This is a genomic window from Amycolatopsis sp. WGS_07, from assembly GCF_045278895.1.
In the GTDB taxonomy this organism is placed as follows: domain Bacteria; phylum Actinomycetota; class Actinomycetes; order Mycobacteriales; family Pseudonocardiaceae; genus Amycolatopsis.
Map to the genome: position 1 here is coordinate 4437274 of NZ_CP136053.1, position 21571 is coordinate 4458844.

At 68.8% G+C, this 21571-nt stretch carries 21 protein-coding genes and 1 pseudogene; 14 read left to right on the forward strand and 8 right to left on the reverse strand.

Annotation, left to right across the window (positions count from 1 at the left end):
• Positions 1-8 precede the first annotated feature (8 nt).
• From RPX00_RS21090 to RPX00_RS21120, 7 genes and pseudogenes are all read left to right on the forward strand, one after another.
• Positions 9-968: an ATP-binding cassette domain-containing protein gene (locus RPX00_RS21090; RefSeq protein WP_406641717.1), complete on the forward strand. Its 960-nt coding sequence runs from the start codon at positions 9-11 to the stop codon at positions 966-968.
• Positions 965-1780 carry an ABC transporter permease gene (locus RPX00_RS21095; RefSeq protein ID WP_406641719.1) on the forward strand — a complete coding sequence of 272 codons (816 nt, stop codon included), beginning with the start codon at positions 965-967 and terminating at the stop codon, positions 1778-1780. The genes RPX00_RS21090 and RPX00_RS21095 overlap by 4 nt, the downstream gene beginning before the upstream one ends.
• 14 nt (positions 1781-1794) lie before the next feature.
• A complete protein-coding gene (locus RPX00_RS21100; protein ID WP_406641720.1) occupies positions 1795-2985 on the forward strand; it encodes a cytochrome P450 in 1191 nt (396 codons plus the stop codon).
• A gap of 75 nt (positions 2986-3060) precedes the next feature.
• Complete coding sequence (locus RPX00_RS21105) at positions 3061-3819, forward strand: aminoglycoside N(3)-acetyltransferase (RefSeq protein ID WP_406641722.1); 759 nt, start codon at positions 3061-3063, stop codon at positions 3817-3819.
• 105 nt (positions 3820-3924) lie between these two features.
• Positions 3925-4911, forward strand: a pseudogene (locus tag RPX00_RS21110) (type III PLP-dependent enzyme); the annotation flags it as partial.
• 75 nt (positions 4912-4986) lie between these two features.
• Positions 4987-5364 (forward strand): adenosylmethionine decarboxylase, encoded by a 378-nt coding sequence (gene speD, locus RPX00_RS21115; RefSeq protein WP_406643033.1) that lies wholly within the window; start codon positions 4987-4989, stop codon positions 5362-5364.
• A complete protein-coding gene (locus RPX00_RS21120) occupies positions 5361-6191 on the forward strand; it encodes a spermidine synthase (protein WP_406641723.1) in 831 nt (276 codons plus the stop codon). The genes speD and RPX00_RS21120 overlap by 4 nt, the downstream gene beginning before the upstream one ends.
• 42 nt (positions 6192-6233) lie before the next feature.
• Here RPX00_RS21120 and RPX00_RS21125 read toward each other — a convergent pair whose 3' ends face one another.
• Positions 6234-6704, reverse strand: coding sequence for a MarR family winged helix-turn-helix transcriptional regulator (locus RPX00_RS21125; protein ID WP_406641725.1), 471 nt, complete (start codon positions 6702-6704; stop codon positions 6234-6236).
• A 63-nt stretch (positions 6705-6767) separates the two neighbouring features.
• Between RPX00_RS21125 and RPX00_RS21130 the strand changes: the two genes are divergently transcribed.
• The 3 genes from RPX00_RS21130 (at position 6768) to RPX00_RS21140 (ending at position 8337) form a co-directional block, all read left to right on the forward strand.
• Positions 6768-7163 carry a cupin domain-containing protein gene (locus RPX00_RS21130; RefSeq protein ID WP_406641727.1) on the forward strand — a complete coding sequence of 132 codons (396 nt, stop codon included), beginning with the start codon at positions 6768-6770 and terminating at the stop codon, positions 7161-7163.
• Positions 7164-7214: 51 nt separating this feature from the next.
• Complete coding sequence (locus RPX00_RS21135) at positions 7215-7340, forward strand: hypothetical protein (RefSeq protein WP_406641729.1); 126 nt, start codon at positions 7215-7217, stop codon at positions 7338-7340.
• A gap of 121 nt (positions 7341-7461) precedes the next feature.
• Positions 7462-8337 carry a nuclease gene (locus RPX00_RS21140; protein WP_406641731.1) on the forward strand — a complete coding sequence of 292 codons (876 nt, stop codon included), beginning with the start codon at positions 7462-7464 and terminating at the stop codon, positions 8335-8337.
• On the opposite strand, the gene RPX00_RS21145 is transcribed toward RPX00_RS21140, so the two are convergent.
• The 3 genes from RPX00_RS21145 to RPX00_RS21155 are packed head-to-tail and all read right to left on the reverse strand — an operon-like array spanning position 8297 to position 10799.
• Entirely contained in the window at positions 8297-9463 is a 1167-nt protein-coding gene (locus RPX00_RS21145) for a GyrI-like domain-containing protein (RefSeq protein WP_406641733.1), read from the reverse strand. The two genes, RPX00_RS21140 and RPX00_RS21145, sit on opposite strands and share 41 nt — an antisense overlap.
• A gap of 15 nt (positions 9464-9478) precedes the next feature.
• Complete coding sequence (locus RPX00_RS21150; protein WP_406641735.1) at positions 9479-10210, reverse strand: phosphotransferase family protein; 732 nt, start codon at positions 10208-10210, stop codon at positions 9479-9481.
• 43 nt (positions 10211-10253) lie between these two features.
• Positions 10254-10799 (reverse strand): M15 family metallopeptidase, encoded by a 546-nt coding sequence (locus RPX00_RS21155; protein WP_406641737.1) that lies wholly within the window; start codon positions 10797-10799, stop codon positions 10254-10256.
• An 88-nt stretch (positions 10800-10887) separates the two neighbouring features.
• Between RPX00_RS21155 and RPX00_RS21160 the strand changes: the two genes are divergently transcribed.
• Both RPX00_RS21160 and RPX00_RS21165 read left to right on the forward strand, forming a co-directional pair.
• The gene (locus RPX00_RS21160; RefSeq protein ID WP_406641739.1) at positions 10888-11562 is read left to right on the forward strand and encodes a response regulator transcription factor; all 675 of its coding nucleotides are present in this window, start codon (positions 10888-10890) and stop codon (positions 11560-11562) included.
• Positions 11559-12656: a sensor histidine kinase gene (locus RPX00_RS21165; protein WP_406641741.1), complete on the forward strand. Its 1098-nt coding sequence runs from the start codon at positions 11559-11561 to the stop codon at positions 12654-12656. The genes RPX00_RS21160 and RPX00_RS21165 overlap by 4 nt, the downstream gene beginning before the upstream one ends.
• Here the strand turns inward: RPX00_RS21165 and RPX00_RS21170 are convergent.
• From RPX00_RS21170 to RPX00_RS21185, 4 genes are read right to left on the reverse strand one after another with little or no spacing between them, the layout of a single operon-like run.
• A complete protein-coding gene (locus tag RPX00_RS21170; RefSeq protein ID WP_406641742.1) occupies positions 12621-13712 on the reverse strand; it encodes a UDP-N-acetylglucosamine--N-acetylmuramyl-(pentapeptide) pyrophosphoryl-undecaprenol N-acetylglucosamine transferase in 1092 nt (363 codons plus the stop codon). The two genes, RPX00_RS21165 and RPX00_RS21170, sit on opposite strands and share 36 nt — an antisense overlap.
• Positions 13713-14321 (reverse strand): D-Ala-D-Ala dipeptidase VanX, encoded by a 609-nt coding sequence (vanX, locus tag RPX00_RS21175; protein WP_406641744.1) that lies wholly within the window; start codon positions 14319-14321, stop codon positions 13713-13715.
• Positions 14318-15343: a D-alanine--(R)-lactate ligase gene (gene vanA / locus RPX00_RS21180; protein ID WP_406641746.1), complete on the reverse strand. Its 1026-nt coding sequence runs from the start codon at positions 15341-15343 to the stop codon at positions 14318-14320. Before vanA ends, vanX begins: the two co-directional genes overlap by 4 nt.
• Positions 15336-16307 (reverse strand): D-isomer specific 2-hydroxyacid dehydrogenase family protein, encoded by a 972-nt coding sequence (locus RPX00_RS21185; RefSeq protein ID WP_406643035.1) that lies wholly within the window; start codon positions 16305-16307, stop codon positions 15336-15338. The genes vanA and RPX00_RS21185 overlap by 8 nt, the downstream gene beginning before the upstream one ends.
• A gap of 316 nt (positions 16308-16623) precedes the next feature.
• Here RPX00_RS21185 and RPX00_RS21190 point away from each other — a divergent pair, with 316 nt between their 5' ends.
• The gene (locus RPX00_RS21190; RefSeq protein WP_406641749.1) at positions 16624-20454 is read left to right on the forward strand and encodes a tetratricopeptide repeat protein; all 3831 of its coding nucleotides are present in this window, start codon (positions 16624-16626) and stop codon (positions 20452-20454) included.
• 18 nt (positions 20455-20472) lie between these two features.
• Positions 20473-21345: a metal-dependent transcriptional regulator gene (locus tag RPX00_RS21195; protein WP_406641752.1), complete on the forward strand. Its 873-nt coding sequence runs from the start codon at positions 20473-20475 to the stop codon at positions 21343-21345.
• Positions 21346-21571: the final 226 nt, after the last annotated feature.

Sequence of the window (21571 nt, forward strand, 5' to 3'; positions counted from 1 at the left end):
AAACTCCTATGTCCAGCAATCATTCCCGGCCGGCGATCGCCGCCGCCGGACTGCGCAAATCCTTCGGCGACCACGTCGTGCTCGACGGCATCGACCTCACCGTTGCGCGCGGCACGGTCTTCTCGCTGCTCGGCGCGAACGGCGCGGGCAAGACCACCACGGTCAAGATTCTGTCCACTTTGATCAATGCCGACGGCGGCGCGGCACAGGTCGCCGGGTACGACATCGGCTCGGAAGCCGACGGCGTGCGGGCCTCGATCGGCGTCACCGGGCAGTTCTCCGCCGTCGACAATCTGCTGAGCGGCGAGGAAAACCTGCTGCTGATGGCGGATCTGCACCACCTCGACCGGACCGCGCGGCGGACCCGGACGGCGGAACTGCTCGAACAGTTCGACCTCGTCGAAGCGGCGAAGAAGCCGGTTTCGACCTACTCCGGCGGGATGCGCCGCAGGCTCGACCTGGCGATGACGCTCGTCGGCAGCCCGCGGGTGATTTTCCTCGACGAGCCGACCACCGGGCTGGACCCGCGCAGCCGCCGGGCGATGTGGCAGATCGTGCGCAAGCTGGTGGCGGGCGGCGTCACGATTTTCCTGACCACGCAATACCTCGAAGAGGCCGACGAACTGGCCGACCGGATCGCGGTGCTCGACCACGGGCGGATCGTCGCCGAGGGCACCGCGGACGAGCTGAAGCGGCAGATCCCCGGCGGGCACGTCCAGCTCCGCTTCGAAGAGGAAAGCGACCTCGTCCACGCGCAGCGCGCCCTCAGCGAGGCGTCGCGGCAGCACGACGCGCTGGTGCTGCGCGTCCCGAGCGACGGCAGCCTGCACTCGCTCAAATCGCTGATCGACCGGCTGGACTCGATGTCGGTGAAGGTCGACGAGCTTTCCGTGCACACCCCTGATCTTGACGACGTATTCCTCGCCCTCACCGGCAATTCTTCCGACGAAAAGGTGACTTCCCGATGACCACGCCCGCTCTCGCCGGACCGGACCTGCGGTTCCATCCGGTGCGCGATTCGATGACCATGCTGCGCCGGAACCTGAAGCACATGCTCCGGTATCCGTCGCTGACGATCATGCTGGTCGGAATGCCGGTGGTGTTCCTGCTGCTGTTCGTCTACGTTTTCGGCGGCACGCTCGGCGCCGGGCTCGGCGGACCCGGGGGCGGCCGAGCCGAATACGCCAACTTCGTCGCGCCGACGATTCTGCTGATGACGATCACCGCGACCGTGCAGGGAACGGCGATTTCGGTGGCGATGGACCTGACCGAGGGCGTTATCGCCCGGTTCCGGACCATGCACATCGCCCGGGTTTCGGTGCTGACCGGGCACGTGCTCGGCAGTGTGCTGCAAGCGCTTTTCGGGCTCGTGGTGGTCACCGGGGTCGCGCTGCTGGTCGGCTTCCGGCCGGCCGCCGGGGTCGGTTCGTGGTTCGCCGCGGTCGGATTCCTCGTGGTGGTGGCGCTCGCGCTGGTGTGGCTGTGCGTCGCGCTCGGACAGGTGAGCAAGAGCGTCGAATCGGCCAGCAACACGCCGATGCCGTTGCTGCTGCTGCCTTTCCTCGGCAGCGGGTTCGTGCCCGCCGACTCGATGCCGGGCGCGCTGCGGTGGTTCGCCGAGTACCAGCCGTTCACGCCGATCATCGAAACCCTGCGCGCGCTGCTGCTCGACAAGCCGCTCGGCAACCACCTGTGGTTCGCGCTCGGCTGGTGCGCCGTGATGGGCATCGGCGGCTATCTCTGGTCCAAGAAGCTTTTCAATCGCGAATACGCACACTGAAAGGGGTACGGGGGATGACTGGCGAAGCGATTGTGCAAGGGGTTCCGATGGGCCGGGCGGAGGGCTGCCCGTTCGATCCGCCGCCGTCGCTGACCGAGGTGCGGGACCGGGCCCGGCTGACGCGGATGGTGTTCCCGGACGGGCACGTCGGCTGGCTGGCCACCGGCCACGCGGAGGTCCGCGCGATTCTGGGGGACCAGCGATTCACCAGCCGGTACGAATTGTGGCACTACCCGTTTCCCGGGATGGAGCAGTTTCCGGAATTGCCGCCGGCCCCGGTGGGGGACATGACGGGAATCGACGCTCCGGAGCACACGCGGTTCCGGAAACTGCTGACGGGGAAGTTCACCGTCCGGCGGATGCGGCTGCTCAGCGACCGCGTGGCCGAGGTCGCGGCCGAGTACCTGGACGCGATGGAGAAGGCCGGTCCGGGGGTGGATTTGTTCGAGGCCTATGCGCATCCGGTGCCCGCGGTGATGATTTGCGAACTGCTGGGGGTTCCTTATTCGGACCGGGCGTCGTTTTTGGGGGACGCGGCGGCGATCAGCGATGTCAATTTCTCCGAAGAGGAAAGGATGACCGCTTATGGCCGGTTGCAGGAGTATGTGGCTTCGCTGGTACCGGCTAAGCGGGCTGCGCCTACGGATGATTTGTTCAGCGACTTGACCAGTAGTGATCTGACTGACGAGGAACTGGCCGGGCTGGGGACGTTCCTGCTGGCCGCGGGGTTGGACACGACGGCGAACATGATCGCGCTGGGGACGTATGCGCTGCTGAGCAACCCGGAGCAGCTGGCCGTGGTCCGCGACGAGCCGGAGGCCGCGGGCGGGGCCGTCGAGGAGCTGATGCGGTATCTGTCGATCGCGCACACGGGGGTTCGGGCCGCGCTGACGGATGTCGAGATCGGCGGGGAGGTGATCCGGGCGGGGGAGACTGTGGTGATTTCCATCCAGGCGGCCAACCGGGATCCGGAGCGGTTCGAGCGGCCGGACGAGCTGGATGTCCGGCGGCCTGCTGGGGGGCATTTGGGGTTTGGGCACGGGATTCACCAGTGTCTCGGGCAGCAGCTGGCCCGGGTGGAGATGACGGTGGCGTTGCCCGCGCTGGTTCGGCGGTTCCCTGGGCTGCGGGTCGAGGGGGAGGTTTCGCTGCGGCCTGAGTTGCAGAATATTTACGGGGTGCAGAAGCTGCCTGTTGCTTGGTGAATCTTTTCTCAGCACCGGCTCGATGCTCTTGACGGCGTCGGGCCGGTGCTCGTTGCGGACAGGGGTGTCTTGGTCTTGGTCGACGCGGATGCGGTGTGCGCGGGAGTTCGTGAGCTGGGCGTGGGGGACGGCGCGGTGGTGATCGTGCATTCGTCGCTGTCCGCGCTGGGGGAGGTGGACGGAGGGGCGGACGCGGTGGTGCGCGGGGTGCTGCGAGCGGTCGGTCCGGAGGGGACGGTGGTGGTGCCCGCGTTCACGCCGCAGGTGGCGGATCCGTTTCCGGAGCACGTGGGGGATGCTTCGGTTGACGAGGAGCGGGCGCGGGTGCCGTTGTTTCATCCGGACCTGGTGACGCCGATGGGGGCGATTCCCAATGCGGTGCTGGGGTGGGCGGGACGGTGTCGCAGCCGGCATCCGCAGGCTTCGGTGGCGGCGGTGGGGGCGCGGGCGGCTGAGGTCACGGCGCGGCAGCCGCTCGCGTATGCGGTGGGGCCGGGGTCGCCGTTCGAGTGGCTGCACCGGGAGCGGGCGCGGATCCTGCTGATCGGGGTCGGGCACAACCGGAACTCGTTCCTGCACTACGCGGAATCGCTGGTGCCGCATCACCGCCGGAAGGTGCGGCGGTTTCCGTACCTGGTGGACGGGGAGCGGGTGTGGGTGCGGACCGACGACGTCGGGGACGACAACGGGCGCTTCTTTCCTCAGGTCGGGGCCGAATTCGGGAAGACGGGCGGCGTGCGGCGGGGGAAGATCGGCGCGGCGGACTGCGAAGTGATCGGCTGTGTACCGTTCGTAGGGTTCGCGCGGCGACGGCTGGGTGAGCTGCTGCGATGAACTCGCCACCTATACTCGGGCGTTGTGACTGAAGGGTTCTCGCAGGTACTGGAGCGTTGCCGGGCGTTCCTGGAGGAGCGGCGGCCGCCCGTGCCGTGTCTGGTGGTGGACCTGGACGCGGTGCGGGGGAACTGCGAGCGGCTCCGGCGGGTGCTTCCGGAAGCTCGGATGTACTACGCGGTCAAGGCTAATCCGGCGCCGGAAGTGGTGCGGGTTCTTCGGGACGCGGGGGCCGGGTTCGACGTTGCCGGGCGCGAGGAGATCGAGTTGTGTCTCGCGCAAGGGGTTCGGCCTGAGTTGCTGTCCTATGGCAACACGGTGAAAAAGGCGCGGGACATCGCGTTCGCTTATCGCGTGGGGGTGCGGCGGTTCACCTTCGACAGTCTTGCCGACCTGGAGAATCTCGCGGAGTTCGCGCCGGGGGCGGCGGTTTCGTGCCGGATTCTGGTGGACAGTCCTGGGGCGCGGACGCCGTTCGGGCGGAAGTTCGGGTGTGCGCCGGAGATGGCGGCCGACCTGCTGGTGCGGGCGGCTGAGCTGGGGCTGGACGCGGAGGGGGTCGCGTTTCACGTCGGGTCGCAGCATCTGGATCCGCGGGCTTGGGAAGGCGGGATCGCGGCGGCGGCCGAGGTGACTCGTGCGGTGGCGGAGCGCGGGGTTTCGTTGCGGGGGTTGAATATCGGCGGCGGGTTTCCGGTTGGTTACGTGACTGAGGCGCCGCCGCTGGAGGAGTACGCGACGGCGATTCGTGCGGCGGTGGAGCGGTATTTTCCGGTCGCGCCCGCGTTGTCGTTCGAGCCGGGGCGGGCGGTGGTGGCGTCGGCGGGAGTGATTCGCAGCGAGATCGTGCTGGTGTCGCGCAAGTCCGCGGCGGACGAGAAGCGGTGGGTGTACCTCGACATCGGCCGGTACGGCGGGCTGGCCGAGACGGAGAACGAGGCCATCGCGTACCGGCTGCTCACCGCGCACGACGGCGGTCCGGACGGGCCGGTCGTGGTCGCGGGGCCGACTTGCGACGGGGACGACGTGCTTTATCAGCGTACGCCGTATCGGCTGCCGTTGGCGTTGCGGGCGGGGGATTACGTCGATATTCCGGACGCTGGAGCGTACACGCAAAGCTACTCTTCGGTGGCGTTCAACGGGTTTCCGCCATTGCGGTCTTACTTTATCGGCGGGGATGCCGGTGGAGTGGGGGAATTCGCCGGACGGCATGTGCTGGCGGAGTTTTCCGGGGTGTCGGCGGAGGTGCTGGACGATCCGGTGTTTCTGTGCGAGAGCTTGGAGCGCGCGCTGGAGAAGGCCGGGGCGACGGTGTGCGAGTTGACGCACAAACAGTTCGAGCCGTACGGGGTGACGGCGATGGCGTTGCTGTCGGAGTCGCACGCTTCGATTCACACGTATCCCGAACGCGGGTCGGCGTTCGTGGATGTGTTCACGTGCGGGCGGAAAGCGGATCCGGAGCTGGCGGTGCAGTTGCTGCGGGATTCGCTCGGCGCGAGCGTTTCGCGGGTCACCACTATCCACAGAGGACAGGAAGACAGTTGAACATCGAGGAACCCGTCGGCGCGGGACTGATCCGGCAGTGGCAGGTCTCGGACGTGCTGGTCGACACGCGGACTGCCTACCAGAACCTGGTGATCGGCAAGACGGCGCAAGGCATTTCGCTGTTCTGCGACAACGAGCGGCAGAGTACTGAGTTCAGCCAGCTGGTGTATCACGAGGCGTTGCTGGTGCCCGCGTTGCTGCTGGCGTCCACTGTGGACCGGGTGCTGGTGGTCGGGTCGAGTGAGGGCGTGGTGTGCCAGATCGCGGCCGAGGCGGGGGCTTCGGTCGATCACGTGGACATTGACGCGGAGGCGGTCCGGCTTTGTGCGGAGCATCTTCCGTATGGGTATTCGCCGGCGGAGCTGGCGCGGGCGGAGCGGGGTGACGGGCCGGTTCGGGTGCATTACGCCGACGGCTGGGAGTATGTCCACGGCTGCGCGGAGAAGTACGACGTGGTGCTGGTGGATCTGCCGGATGAGCAGGATGACGCGGACGCTCAGCACAATCGGTTGTACGGGGCGGAATTCCTGGCGCAGTGCCGGTCGTTGCTCACGCCGGGCGGGGTGGTCGCGTATCAGGGCGGGTGCCCGACGTTGTGGCGGAATTCGACGCTGGTGAAGTGCTGGCGGCGGTTCGAGGAGACTTTTCCGGCTCCGGTTTATTTCGGGTCGGCTGAGCATGAGTGGGCGTTTTTGTTCGGCACGGACGGGGAGGTGCCGGTGGAGACGATGGCCGAGCGGTTGGCGGCGTTGCGGTACCGGCCGGTGACGATCGACGAGGCGGCGCTGCGGGGCGGGACGGTGCCGCCGATCAGTTTGCGCAGGTGAGGAGTCGTGAGTGGTGATCACGGTTAGAACCGCGATCGCCACTCACGACCCACTGAACCAGCCCGGCAGGTCCAGGCGTGCTGACTCTGGCGAGGCGACTTTCCGCAGGTCCTCCTCCAGCGCGCGGAGCCGCTCGGTGCCCAGGGTTTCCGCCCATTGCGAGCGCAGCCGGTCGAAGATGCGCGCGGACTTGGCCAGGCAGTCGAGGCCCTGGTCGGTCAGGTGCACCAGCATCCGGCGGCCGTCGGACGGGTCGCGGTCCCTGGTGACGTAGCCCAGCCGTTCCAGTGCGTCGATCGTCTTCCCGGCGGCTTGTTTGGTGACGCCGAGCGTGCGGCCCAGTTCGACGGCGGTGGTGCCCTGCGGGCCGATCGCCTGGAAGACGAAGCCGTGCATCGGGCGGACGTCGGGGTGGCCTTGTTTGGCCAGTTCGGTGTGCAGGTCGTCGATCAGGCTGCGGAAGCCGAACAGCAGGCGCAGCGGCAGCTCGTAGCCCGGGGGATCGCTTGACATAGGTAGACAACCTCGTTGACTATATGGACAACCTTGTTGTCTAGTTTACCCCAGGGAGCGCGCATGACAGTCATCCGGGACAGCCGCCGGACGGAAACGCCGAACGCGGTCATGACGACGTTGGCGTCGCCGACGCAAGGCGGCAGCCAGCTGGCGGTGTGGAGAGTGGAGATGGCGCCCGGCGCGGTCGGGCCGGTGCACGCGTTCGACACGGAGCAGGTGTGGACGATTCTCGACGGCGGGGCGGAGATCACGCTGGACGGTGTGGTCGAGCCCTTGACGAAGGGCGAGACGGTGGTGCTGGCGGCGGACGCGGAACGCCAGGTGCGAGCGGACCCGGAACACGGAATGGCGGCGATTGTCTGTGCGCCGGGCAGTACGCGGGTGTATCGGACCGGAGTGGTGCCGGCGTGTGCGACGGCGGACGGGGACAAAATCCTGCCGGACTGGGTCGCCTAGGCTGTGGCGGGCGTCACGGAATGTTCGGCGATCTTGAGCGCTACAACGGATATGTCTGCTCCCACCACGCCAGAAGAAGCCGCCCCGGTCGTTCCCGCTCTGGACGACTTCGACTTTCCGCTCGTCGACGGCGCGGCTTGCCGCATCGACGACCCGGATTGCGAAGCCTGCCAGTAAGTAACACTGCACGCACGGAGGAATCCGTTGCGTGACAACTGGTAACGGCCCGAGTGACCGGTCGGTGACGGCTCGGGAAACACGGTAACCGCCGGCCGGTCCGGCGGTTACCGTCGTTCTCGTGCCGTTGACATTGATCAAAGGTCAGTTTCGGGTCGTCGGGGCTTCGCCGGACGGGGATTCGGTCCGGTTCTATCCCGAGCGCGCCGACGCGTTTTCCGCCGCGGGCCTCAAAGTGCGGACCAATTCCCGAGGCGGCGTGCAGTTGCGCCTCGACGGGATCGACGCCCTCGAGACGCACTACCGGCCGCGGGTCGCCGGTGCCGAATTGTGGCGGCAGCCGGTCGAGCTGGCGAACGCCGCCGGGGACGAACTGTTGCGCTACCTCGGGTTCACGAAGGTCGAGCGCGACGAAGGCGGCCGCGTTTCCACCAGTACTCCGGGGGCGACGAACGGGCATATTCTGACCCGGTTCGCCGACAAGTACGGCCGCGCGGTCGCGTTCGCGTTTCCCGGGCAGCGCGCGGGACGTTCCACCGACGGCGGCGACGTGCATCTCGACCCGAAGGCGCTGAAGGCGTCGGCGAATTTCCATCTGCTCGAAACCGGGCTGGCGTACCCGACGTTCTACTCCAAGCTTTACCCGGATCTCCGGCAGGCGATGGCCGACGCGTCGGTCGCGGCGCGCACCGCGGGCAAGGGCGTGTGGGAGCACGACGTGACCAACAGCGGGTTCAAGCTGACCAGTCGCGCCCAGTTGCGCGACAAGGTGGTGCTGCTGCCGAAACTGTTCCGCCGCTTGGTCGATTACCTGAGCCTGGACGAAACGGACGGTGTCTCGCTCGCCGGATTCGCGGATTACGTCGACACTCGCAACGACCGGTTGTTCACCATTCCCGACGGGCACGCGACGGAGCTGCACACGCTTCTGTCCGTCCGGCGGCAGACGTTGAAGCTCACGACTCCGCCGGAGCAGATTGTGTTCCAAGAGGCTTGACCGGTTGCCGCAGGACGGTCTTGAGCTTCTCGGGCGCGGTGCGTCGCGGGTCGCTGAGGTAGATCTCGTGGTGGTCGCCGTTGAAGGTCAGGCCGTGCTCGGGCAGGTATTCGTGGTGGAGCCGGTTCAGCGTGGGCGTTTCGTCGTCGTATGAGCCTAGGTGCAGGATCTGGACGCTCGTCCCTTCATGCAAAGTGCGCAGCTGAACATTCGCGAGCGCCGGGTTGCCCTTCTTCTTCGCGACCCGCTCGGCAGCGTCCCGGACCATTTCCTCGGTGATCCAGTCCGGCTGGTTGATCATCATCGTCCAGTCCCACTTTTCTTTCTCCCGCGAGAGAAAGACCGCCGGATCGTCGGCGCGCCACAAGCCTTCCAGCGGCCCGACGACGAAGTCCCGGCCGAGGGCCTTGCTGGCGAACTTCACCGCGTACGCGATGCCGTACAGCGCTTCGACGGCGTTCGTGTACTCCGGAGCGGTGTTGGGGTCGCCGTGGCCGTCGGCGGCGAGGTAACGGAGCGCAGGTACGTCCACGACGGTGAAGTCCTTCGGCGAAGGCGAATACAGCGCGCGGTGCGCCTTCTTGACGTCGTACTTGTCCATCGCTGTCTCCTTGCTGAGGACGCTCTCGGTCCAGGTGAGGTCGGCCGTGAGCATCGCTTCGCTGTAGTCGAAGATCGCCGACGCGGCCGCGGGCAGCGGTTCTTGGCGGGCGCGCGTCGCCCGGACTTCGGCGAGCTGGTCGCGTAACGCGGTGAGGCGCGCGGTCAGCCCGGAAAGCACTTCAAACTCCGGCAGGACCGGGCTGTTCGCCAGGCCGATGAGGACGCGCGCGTGGACCGGGGTCAGCGTGGTGAGCGCTTCGCGGGTGGCGTCCGCGCAGAGTTCGATGCCGGACGGGGTGGCTTGGAAGGTCGCGCGCGATTTTCCGGAACGGGGTGCGCCGGTGGCCTCGATCAAGCCGCGCTTGGCCAGTTTGTCGAGGACGTAATAGATGGACGAGAAGCCGAGCGCGGTCCAGGCGCGGATGCCGCGTTCCTCGATCACCCGCTCCAGGTCGTAGCCGTGCCGGGGTTGCTCGACGAGCAGGCCGAGGACGGTCAGTTCGGCGTCGGTGAGGGCGGGCACCCCGCTATTCTAGCGCTAGAATAGCTGCGCCTCCAGGACCTCGACCTCCGGTTTCGGGTCGAAGCCGTGGTCGACCAGCCAGCGGACCACGCGGAGGCTGCGCAGCGACCACCACGCGCGGAGCACGTCGAGGTCGACGTCGCCGCCGTAACCGGCCAGCACGTCGGGGACGTGTTCCTGATGGGCGAGGGTCAGGGCGGCGATGTCGAACAAGGGGTCGCCCTGGGCGGCTTCGGACCAGTCGAGCACGCCGGTCACCTCGTCGCCCTCGACGAAGATGTGCGCGACCTGCAGGTCCCCGTGGGTGAACACCGGGGTCCACGGCCGGAGCGCCGCGTCGGCGATCCGCCGGTTGCGGGTGACCAGGTCGGCGGGGAGGACGTCGTTCGCGATCAGCCACGCGCATTCGCGGTCGAGGTCTTCGGCGAGATCTTCCGGGTTCAAGCCGGGCGCCGCCGGAAGCGGTGCTTCGTGCAGTTTCCGCGCGGCGGCGCCCGCGGCGGCCCAGGCCGCGGCGGAGCCGTTCGACGGTTTGCCGGGGCGGCCTAATTCCCGTCCGGGGAGGGCGGCGAGCGCGAGCACGGGCGGCTTTCGCCAGAGGATCTCCGGCGTCGGGATCGGGGCCAGCGCCATCGCGGCGACCTCGGCGTCGGCGCGCGCCTGATCGGTGTCGATCTTCAGGAACACGTCGCCGACGCGCAGGGTGGCGCGCTCGTGGTGGGCGACGACGACTTCAACTTCCGCCATGCGGGCGATTGTCGCGAAGATGATCTCCGCTGTCGCCGGATTTTCACCGCTGCAGCCGTGGATCCTGTGAAGGATCGGCGTACATCGGCGGGCAGCCGTGGTCGACGGCCTCCGGGCGCAGTTCGTAATGCCACGGTTCGTTGCGGTAGATCTGGCAGAGTCCATACGCGGCACCGTGTTCCGACAGCCACGCGGTGGCCTCGTACGGTCCGAGGTCGATCGCGTTCCCCAGGACGTGCGCGGACCGGTCGGCGGTGGCGACCCAGCGGGCGGCTTCCTGTTCCGAGCCGTACTTGACGATCGCCTTGCGCCGGAGCTGATTCTGGTACGCCGGCGAACGCCAGCCGCTGTTGACGCGGAACTCGACGCCGTCGTTCGCGGCGTCCTTCGCCGCCCGGCGCAGCGCGGAGAGGAAAACCGGGTCGAGGTTGGCCACGGCGGGAATCTCGGCGAACACCGTCGTGCCGTGCGGGACGGCTCCGTCGGCCTCGCTGAGCGCGCCACGACGGCGAAGCACCCGGCGGACAGTTCGCCGGAAGACGGCGAACGCCGGTGCCGCGAGGACGCGTGCTGATTCGCTGCGGGTCATGGCGTTCAGCGAAGGCGAAACGGTGTTGCCGTCGCGTACGCGGTTTCGGATATGCCCGCGATACGTGCCTGCTCGTAGCATCGAGAGCATGCGTGTGCTGATCGTCGAGGACGAGCCTTATCTGGCCGAGGCCATCCGGGACGGATTGCGCCTGGAGGCGATCGCCGCCGACCTGGCCGGGGACGGCGACACCGCGCTGGAACTGCTGAGCGTCAACTCCTACGACATGGCTGTCCTCGACCGGGACATCCCCGGCCCCTCGGGCGACGAGATCGCCAAACGCGTCGTCGCGTCCGGCAGCGGGATGCCGATCCTGATGCTCACCGCCGCCGACCGGATCGACGACAAGGTCTCCGGCTTCGAACTCGGCGCCGACGACTACCTCACCAAACCGTTCGAGCTGCGGGAACTCGTGCTCCGGCTGCGCGCGCTCGACCGCAGGCGCGCGCACAACCGGCCGCCGGTGCGGGAAATCGCGGGCCTGCGGGTGGACCCGTTCCGCCGCGAGGTCTACCGGGACGGCCGGTACGTCGCGGTCACCCGGAAGCAGTTCGCCGTGCTGGAGGTGCTGGTCGCCGCGGAGGGCGGGGTGGTCAGCGCCGAGGAACTCCTCGAACGGGCCTGGGACGAGAACGCGGACCCGTTCACCAACGCCGTGCGCATCACGGTTTCGGCGCTGCGCAAACGGCTCGGCGAACCGTGGCTGGTCGCCACCGTGCCCGGGGTCGGCTACCGGATCGACGACGGAACCGGACGCGGATGATCCGCAAGCCCGGGATGAGCGTCCGGCTCAAACTGACGCTGAGCTACGCCGGATTCCTCATGCTGGCCGGGACGCTGCTGCTCGGCGCGGTGGGCCTGTTCCTGCTGAACTACCAGGACCGGGCGCTGGAGGTCATGCCGGTGGTGATGGCGCCGTCGGGCCGCGACCTGATCAAGGACTTCCTGCCGGACGCGGCCGTCGTGATGCTGCTCCTGCTGATCTTCGGCCTGCTGGGCGGCTGGGTGCTGGCCGGGCGCATGCTCGCCCCGCTGACCCGGATCACCGCCGCGACCCGGCGCGTCTCGACCGGATCGCTCACCCACCGGATCGAGCTGGAAGGCCGCGACGACGAGTTCCGCGAACTCGCCGACAGCTTCGACGCCATGCTCGCTCGCCTCGACGCGCACGTCGCCGAGCAGCGGAGGTTCGCCGCCAACGCCTCTCACGAACTGCGCACCCCGCTGGCGATCACGCAGAGCCTGCTCGAAGTCGCCCGCAATGACCCGGACCGCGACAGCAGCGAACTCGACGAACGCCTCCGTGTCGTCAACGCGCGGGCGATCGAACTCACCGAAGCCCTGCTGCTGCTCAGCCGCGCGGACCAGCGTTCGTTCACCCGGGAGCCGGTCGATCTGTCGCTGCTGGCGGAGGAAGCCACCGAAACGCTGCTGCCGCTCGCCGAGAAGCACGGGGTGGCCATTGAGACTTCGGGGGATATCACGGCCGTTCGCGGGTCTCGTGCGCTTCTGCTGCAGCTGACGACGAATCTGCTGCACAACGCGATCGTCCACAATCTGCCGGAAGGCGGCATCGTGCGGGTGCGCACGACTGCCTCCACGACGTCGAGCACGCTGACCGTGGAGAACACCGGGGAGGACGTCGATCCGCAGCAGGTGTGGACGTTCACCGAGCCGTTCCAGCGCGGGACGGAACGGGTCCGGCGTGATCATGCCGGGGTCGGGCTGGGGCTGGCGATCGTGAAGAGCATTGCCCAGGCGCACGACGGGGCGTTGTCGCTCGCGCCGGGTGCGGCGGGCGGGCTTTGCGTGACGGTGCGGCTACCTGGCGGGTCGATGTCGTTCGGCGATGGCTAGGACGTGGCGGGCCAGGACGGTGTCGGTGTTGGGGGCTCCGGCGGCGGACGCGCGGGCGGACATCGCCGCGATCCGGGCGGGGTCGGTGAGGACGGGGATCAGGGTGGCTTCGATCCAGGCTGGGGTGAGTTCGGTGACCAGCAAGGCCCCGCCGGCTGCCACGATCGGTGCGGCGTTCAGCCGTTGTTCGCCACCGCGGTCTGGTAGCGGGACGAACGCGGCTGGCAGGCCGACCGCAGCCAGCTCGGCGCAGGTCATCGCTCCGGAACGGCAGATCGCGAAGTCGGCGGCGGCGTAGGCGTACTGCATTTCGTCGACGTACGGCAGAACTAGGTATGGTCCTTCGGGGATCTCGACGGTGTGCTGCGGACCGGTGATGTGCAGGACTTGCACCCCGGCCTCGCGCAATGCCGTTGCAGCGCCGGAGGTTGCGGCGTTGATCGCGGTGGCGCCTTGTGAACCGCCGGTGACCAGCAGGACCGGGGCGTCGGTGCGGAGGCCGAATCGGTGTCGTGCTGCGTCGCGGGCTTCGGCGCGGTTGAGGCTGGTGATGGCGGGGCGCAGCGGGATTCCGATCGGGGTGCCGTGTTTCAGCCGGACGTCCGGTGAGGCGGTGTACACATGCGACGTCAGGCGGGCGGCCAGCCGGTTGGCCGCGCCGGGGCGGACGTTCGCCTCGTGGATGACGATCGGCAGCCGCCGCCGACGGGCGGCGAGGTAGGCCGGGGCGGCGACGTAGCCGCCGAAGCCGACCACGACGTCTGCCTGGACCTGGTCGAGCACCTTCCCGGCGGCGCGGATCGACTCGCGCAGCTGGGTTGGGGTGTGCAGGAGGGCGCGGGTGATTTTGCGCGGCAGCGGGGCCGGCGGGATGAGTTCGAGCGGGTAGCCGCGGGCGGGGATCAGCGTCGTGTCCAGGCCGCGGACGGTGCCGAGTGCGGTGACCTCGGCGGTGGGGGCCAGGCGGCGCAGTGCGTCTGCGAAGTTCATCGCGGGTTCGATGTGCCCGGCCGAATGGCCTCCGGCGACCACGACGCGCGGTCCTGTGCGGTTCATTTACGCGACGAGGAAATCGAAGTACGTGTCCGGATACGGTTCGTCCTTCAACGTGTAATGCCACCATTCGGCTTCGTAAGCGGCGAAACCGCAATCCTCCATCACGGAACGGAGGTGCCGCCGGTTCGCCGCCTCGGCCGGGGCGAGACCCGGTGCGCCGTGGTGCGACACGGGGTCCATCAGGTCGAAGCCGCCGCTCATCGGGAGCAGTTCGCCGGTGTCCAGGCGATACAGCGTCAGGTCGACCGTGCTGCCTCGGGTGTGGCCGGATTTGGCCGCCACGTAACCGTTTTCGAACATTTCCGCGCGGTTGAGGTTCGGGTAGTGCTGCCGCTTTTTCCGGCCGTCTTCCGGTTGTTTCGCCCAGCGCAGGAAGCAGTCGACCGCGCGCTGCGGGCGGTAGCCGTCCCAGATCAGCAGGCCGAAGCCGAGTGTCGCGGCCTTGTCTTGCGCGCTTTGCAAGGCGGTGCACAACGCATGGGTGCCGACGATCCGGTTCGCCACGTAGCCGTCGACGGGTTTGCCGGTGAAGTTGTCCCAGGTGGCGTACTTGGCGTCCCAGCGGATCCCGGGCGCGGCCTCGTCCAGGAAGGCGAAACCCTGCTTCATCGGAGCTTCCCGGTCAGCGCCAGCGACACCAGCCGGTCGAGCATCTCGGAGAACGGCAGGCCCGCTGCCGCCATCATTCGCGGGTAGCGGCTGTAGGAGGTCAGTCCGGGGAAGGTGTTGACCTCGTTCAGCATCGTGGTGCCGTCTTCCAGCAGGAACAGGTCGACCCGGGCGAGGCCGGCGCAGCCCAGCGCACGGTAGATGGTCCGGGCGGTCTCCTGGACGCGGTCGCGGGACTCGGCCGGGATGTCCGCGGGCACGACGATGGTCGAGTTCTCGGAACCGGTTTCGGGGCTGTCTTCCTGGTGGATTTTGAAGAAACCGTGCGACAGGCGGATCTGGTCCGGTTCGCCGACGATCAGCTCCGAGCCGTTGCCCAGCACCGCGCAGCCCACTTCGCTGCCCGTGATCGCTTCCTCGATCAGGATTTTCGCGTCGAATTCCCCCGCGACCGCGATCGCGCCCGGCAGGTCTTGCGCGCGCGAGACCTTGGTGACGCCGAACGACGAACCGGACCGGGCCGGTTTCACGAAGACCGGGTAGGTGAACTGGCTCGCGTCGACGTCGTCGTCCACGGTGCCCGCCCAGAAGCCCGGCGTGCGGATGCCCGCGCTCTGCACGATCAGGTAGGTGAGGGACTTGTCCATGCACAGCGCGGAACTTTGGACGTCACAGCCCGCGTACGGGATGCCGGACAGCTCCAGCAGGCCCTGCATCGCGCCGTCCTCGCCGAGCTTTCCGTGCAGCACCGGCAGCACGACGTCCAGCTTGACCGGCTCGCCCTCGACGAGGAGGCCGTGGACGCTCCGGTCCGGCGACAGCATCGCCGGGCGGCCGCGGTCTTCCCATCCGGAGCCGGGGCCGTCGCACAGCTTCCAGGAGCCGCTTTGGGTGATTCCGATCCAGTACGGTTCGTACTTGTCGAGGTCGAGGTTTTTCGCGACCTCCCGCGCGGATTTGACGGAGATCGGGTGTTCCTCGGAGATCCCGCCGAAAAGGACGCCGACCTTGAGCTTAGCCATGGGTTGTCCAGCTTTCGAAGTTCAGGCAGTTGAGGATGCTGTTTTCCACCGCGTCGCGCAGGGCGTGGTCGGTGTAGTACGCGGTGTGCGGGCTGATCAGCACATTCGGCAGGTTTTGCAGCCGCGCCAGATTCGTGTGCTCGAGCGGTTTTCCGCGGCAGTCGGCGTAGAACGTCCCTTCCTCCCCTTCGAGGACGTCCAGCGCCGCGCCGCCCAGCCTGCCGCTTTCCAAAGCGGACAGGAGAGCCTCGGTGTCGATCAGCCCGCCGCGGCCGGTGTTGACGACGATCGCGCCGGGTTTCAGCTGCTCGATCCGGTGCCGGTCGAGCAGATGCCGGGTTTCCGGGGTGAGCGGGGTGTGCAGGGTGACGATGTCGCTCTGCTGCAGCAACGCCTCCAGCGGAACGTAGTCGGCCGACGTCCGGGGATGAATGTCGTAGGCCAGCTTCTGTCCGCCAAAACCCCACAGCCGGTCGATGACCGCCGCGCCGATCCGTCCGGTGCCGATGACGCCCACGGTCAGGTCGCGCAATTCTTTCCCGGGAAGCTCGCTTAACCGGTAATCGTGCGCGTCCGTCCGGCGGATGAGCGATTTCGCGTTGCGGATCGCCATCAGCATCAGCATCACGGTGTAATCGGCCACGCTGTCCGGCGAGTACGCGACGTTTTCCACCGAAATCCCGACTTTCTCGGCGTACGCGAGGTCGAGATGGTTGCAGCCGATGCTTCTGGTCGACAGATACCGCACGCCGGCCTCGCTGAGCGCGCGCAGGGCGGCGTTGGCGATCCGGGTTTTGTGGCCGACGCTGACACACCGGTTACCCGCGGCGAGTCCGGCGGTGGCTTCGGTCAACGCCGCCGAGGTGACAGTCGGTGTCACCCCCAAACGGGACACCGCCTCCCGGACCAGGGCGGCTTCGCCGGGCTCGCAGCCGTAGAACGTGATCCCGGCCGGGGACGCCAGCGATCCGGCGCGCCGGTCCGCGGTGCGTGCCGGTTCGCGGTAGGTCATGGCTGCCAGTCAAGGCAGCGCGATGTTGCCAGCGCGTATGCGGTTTCCGATACACGGACGATATCCGGCCGCCGGGGAAGGGGAATCGCACTGGCGGCGGCCGGTTTCGGCGCGATCGCGAAGAATCCGCGACCAGGACTGCTGTTTTCGCAGTTCAGGTGCGTTCGCCTGCGCCTCGCGCTCTTGGACATCGGCCGCGAACCGTGCGACCGTTGAAGCGGCGGCGGGACTGGGGGCGGGAAAGGCGGACGCGCAGGGGAGATCGGCAGTGACGGCGGTCGTGGCAGTGCATGTCCCGCGCCGGACGGTTCTGGACGTTGTGTTCGTCCACGGGCTGGACGGCGATGCCCGCGCGTCGTGGCGCTCCGGCGGCGACGGCACGTTCTGGCCGCGGTGGCTGGCCTCCGACCTGGCCGGCGTGGCGGTCTGGACCGTCGGATACGAGGCGTGGTCCAGCGGATGGCGCGGCCCGTCGATGTCGATGCCCGACCGCGCGGACGGCCTCATGGCCCAGCTGCGGAACGCCGGCCTCGGCGAGCGTCCGATGTGCTTCGTCGCGCACAGCGTGGGCGGCCTGCTGGTGAAGGAACTCCTGGTGCGGGCCGCGGAAAGCCGAGCCGATTTCGCGTGTTTCGCGGAGGCGGCGAAAGGCGTCGTCTTCCTGGGCACGCCGCACACCGGTCCCGGGCTGACGCGGGCGGTGGACGCGCTGGGCGTGCTGTACCGGGGCACTCCGGCCGTCGAGGATCTGCGCGGCGAGATCGAGCATCTGCGGCGGCTCACCGACGGCTACCGGGATTGGGCGGAGGAGACCGGCATCGCCGCCCAGGTGTTCTTCGAAACCCGCCTGACCCGCCGGGTCCGGGTGGTGGACGAGACCGCGGCCGATCCGGGGCTGCCGGGCGTCCGGCCGGTTCCGGTGGACGCCGACCACGTGGGCCTCGGCAAACCGGAGAACCGCGGTTCGGTCGTCTACGGGCAGGTCAAGCGGTTCGTCCTGGGCCTGCTTCCCGGGCCGGGCAACGGCGAACCGCGCGCGCAGGCCGCGGTGCACCGCACGATTCTGGTCGCCGACGTCGAGGGGTTCAGCGACCGGAGCCGGACGAACCGGCACCAGCTGTCCGTCCGGGACGCGATGTACCAGACGCTGCGCCGGGCGTTTCGCGAGGCGGGCATCCCGTGGGAAGCCTGCTATCACGAGGACCGCGGCGACGGGGTGCTGGTGCTCGCCCCGCCGGAGGTGCCGAAGGCGGTGTTCACCGAAGCGCTGCCCGGCGCGATCGTCGAGACGCTGGAGGTGCACAACCGGGTCGCCGCCGAGGCGGAGCGGATCCGGCTGCGGCTGGCGGTGCACGCGGGCGAGGTCCACTACGACAAGCACGGCGTGACGTCGAACGCGGTCGTGCTGGCGTTCCGGCTGGTCGATTCGCCGGGGTTGAAGGCCGCGCTGGCCGGATCGTCCAGCGTGCTCGCGATGATGGTCTCGACGTGGTTCTTCGACGAGGTCGTGCGGCACAGCCAGGGCAGCCGTCCGGAGACCTGCCGTCCCTTTCCGGTGTCGCTCAAGGGAAGTCACACGACGGGCTGGGCGAGCCTGCCCGGAGATCCCTGGCCGGCGGACCCGGCCTACTCGCGTGGCTACCGGGAAGCTCCCGCCGTCGCCGATTCGCCTGCCGAGCAGGCCACCTACGCTTTGCCGCGCGCCGACCGGGACGGCCGACCGGCGAAACGCACGCTTCCGCGCGACGCTCCCGCGTTCACCGGCCGGACCGCGGAACTGGAGAACGTGCTCCGGGAGATCACCGACGCGGTCCACACCGGCGGCATGGTGGCCATCCACGCGATCGACGGCATGGCCGGAGTCGGGAAAACCGCGCTCGCCGTCCACGCCGGTCACCTTCTCGCCGAACGGTTCCCGGACGCGCAGCTCTTCCTCCGCCTGCACGGGCACACCCCGGGAGAACGGTCGGTGGAACCGGCCGACGCGCTCGCGTCGCTGCTGGCCATGATCGGCGTGACCGCACAGCAGATGCCAGCCGGGCTCGACGCCCGGGCCGCGCTGTGGCGGGACTGGCTGGCGGACAAGCGGGCGTTGCTGATCCTGGACGACGCGCTGAGCCACCAGCAGGTCGAACCGCTGCTTCCGGCGGCGAACGGCTCGCTGGTGATCATCACCAGCCGGCGCCGGCTTTCCGCGCTCGACGGGGCGGTTTCGCTGGCGCTGGACGTCCTGCCCGCCGAGGAAGCGGCCGCGTTGTTCGTGCGGCTGTCCGGACGGCCGATCCGGCCCGAGGAGGGCGAAGCGGTCGACCGGGTGGTGCGCCTGTGCGGCTGGCTCCCGCTCGCGGTGACCCTGCTGGCGGGACGGCTCCGCAGCCGTCCACAGTGGACGGTGAAAGATCTCGCCGAAGAACTGGATTCGACGCACGACCGGCTCGGCCGGCTGCGCGCGGAGGACATCGAGGTGGCCGCCGCCTTCGATCTGTCCTATCGCGAACTCGGCCCCAGCCAGCAGCGGTTCTTCCGGCGCATCGGCCTGCACCCCGGCCCGGAGCTGGACGCGCACGCGACCGCCGCGATGGCGGACATCCCGGTGGCCGAGGCCGGCGCGCACCTCGGCGCGCTTTACGACGACCACATGCTCGAAGAACCGGCGTTCGACCGCTACCGGATGCACGACCTGATCCGCGAGTTCTCCCGCAACCTCAGCCACGACGACGACCAGCGGGAGGCCGAACGGGCGGTCGGCAGGCTTTTCGACTACTACTGCGCGACCGCCGCGGACGCGGCCCTGCACATCGCCAAGGACGTCACCACCGACGGGCTCCGCGAAACCCGCCCGCTCCGGCGCTCGAAGCTGCTCGCCACCCGGGTGGCGAGCAGCATCGAGGCGTGGCGGTGGATGCGCGTCGAGACGGTCAACCTGCTCGCCTGCGCCGACCACGCCGTCCGGCACGGCTGGCATCAGCAGGTCGTCGACCTTTCGGCGTGCCTGGCCAAATTCCTCTACATCGCCGGGCCGTGGGACCGGGCACTGAGGCTGCACCAGTCCGCGGTGCGGGCGGCGGAGCACAACAGCGACGAGGCGGCGCGGGCGCACGCCTTGAACCATTTGGGGAGCGTGCAGCGGCGGGTCGGCGACTACACGTCCGCAGCCGCCTCGCACACCGCCGCGCTGGACAGTTACGTCGCACTCCGGGACGAGGCAGGCCAGGCCGCCGCGCTCAGTCAGCTCGGTGCCGTGCGGCGCTGCCTCGACGATTACTCTGGCGCCGCCGAAGCCTTCCGCCGTGCCCTCGCCATGGCGATCACCCTGGGGGACCGCAGCGGGGAAGCGCACGCCCGCAACGAAATCGGCATCCTGCACCTGGTCAACGGCGACTTCCGGGCCGCGGTCGAATCGCACGAGCAAGCGCTGAGCATTTACGAGGAACTGCACGATCTCCTCGGGCAGGCGGACGCCTGGAACGAGCTGGGAGTCGCGCGGCGGACGATCGGCGATTTCCCGGGCGCGGTCGACGCGAACACCCGGGCGGCCGCCGGTTTCCGCAGGCTCGGCGACGGTTTCCACGAATCGTTCGCGCTGAACAGTCTCGCCGTGGCCTTGCGGATGCTCGGCGAGTACCGGAAGGCGGTCGACGCGCACAACGAGGCGCTGGCCATCTCCCGCTCGCTGGGCGACCGGCTCGGCGAAGGGTTCGGGCTCAACGAACTCGGTGCGGCGCTGCGGCTCCTCGGGGAACTCGAGGCCGCGGAGAAGTGCCACGGCCAGGCACTGGACATCTTCTCGGAACTGGGCAACCAGCTCGGCAAAGCCGAGACGCTGAACCACATGGGCGCGCTGCTGCTGGCGACCGGGCAGGTGGAGGAGGCGGGTGCGCGGTATTGGAGTGCGCTGCCGCTGGCCCGTGAGGTGAACAGCCCGCTGGAAGAGGCACAGGCGTTGGCGGGGCTCGGCCGGTGCGCGGTCTCGCGCGGCGACCGGGAAGCCGCGCGCGAGGTTTTGCGTTCCGCGCTGGAGATTTTCGACCGCATCGGATCTTCGGAAGCGGATTCGGTCCGCGACTATCTCCGGTCGCTTGACCTCAACCCGAGTTGAGCTGCCAGCCTGGTTTTCGTGACCGCGCACGGCCTGATCAACACCACCGAGATGTACCTCAAAGCGGCGTACGAGCTGGAGGAGGACGGCGTCGTCGCGCGGCGCGCGCGGATCGCGGACCGGCTCGGCCAGAGCGCGCCCACGGTGAGCCAGACGGTCGCGCGGCTGGAACGGGACGGGCTGCTCGAACTCGACGCGGACCGCCAGCTGGTGCTGTCCCCGGAGGGACGGCGGCTCGCGGTGCGGGTGCTGGCCAAGCACCGGCTCGCGGAAGTGCTGCTGTACCAGGTGATCGGGCTGGAGTGGGAGGAACTGCACGTCGAGGCTTGCCGGTGGGAGCACGTCATGTCGGCCGCGGTGGCACGGCGGGTTTTCGAGGTGTGCGGCGGTCCTCGGCGGTGTCCGCACGGGAGTCCGATCCCGGGCCTCGCCGAGTTCGGGATCGCTGCCGCGCCACCGGTTCCGCGCGGGACGCGGACGCTGGCCGAGGCAGTCCGGGCGGGGCAGGGTTCGGCGTGGTTGTACCGGATCAGCGAGCGGATTCAGGACGACGTCGGGTTTCTCCGGACATTGCGGGACGCGGGGGTGCTGCCCGGAACGGAGGTGCGGCTGTCCGCGGAGGGGGAGCGCGGTGTGCGCGTGACGGGGCCGGGCGGTTCGGTCGTGCTGGACGCGCGGCAGGCCTCGATGGTGGTGGTGTGCGGAAATGCGGTGGAGCCCGCGGACTCCGGCGTGGTCCGATATCCGGGTGGAAGAGTGGGAACTGAACAACGCGGCCCGGCGGGAGGCAGTGCTGGGGCTGCCGGTCGTTCCGGTGCGCCAGCACGCGCGAATCGTGCCGCCGCGGCAGGGGGATGTGTGGGTTTCCGCGTCGATCGGCCCGTCCGGTGAGCTGATGACGCTGTGGTCGGCCACGGCGGACCAGCAGGCCCTGACGCCGGTCACGATCGGGCAGGGGGCGACGTTCCCGGACGCGCGGGCATCGCGTCCGACGGCGGCGCGGGTGACCGTGCATACGCCGGAGTTGGCGGTCGTCGCGTGGATTCCGCATCTTCGGGTGGCGCATCCGACGGTGCAGCCGTTGCCGGATGGCCGCGTCCTAGCCGTCGGCGCCCGA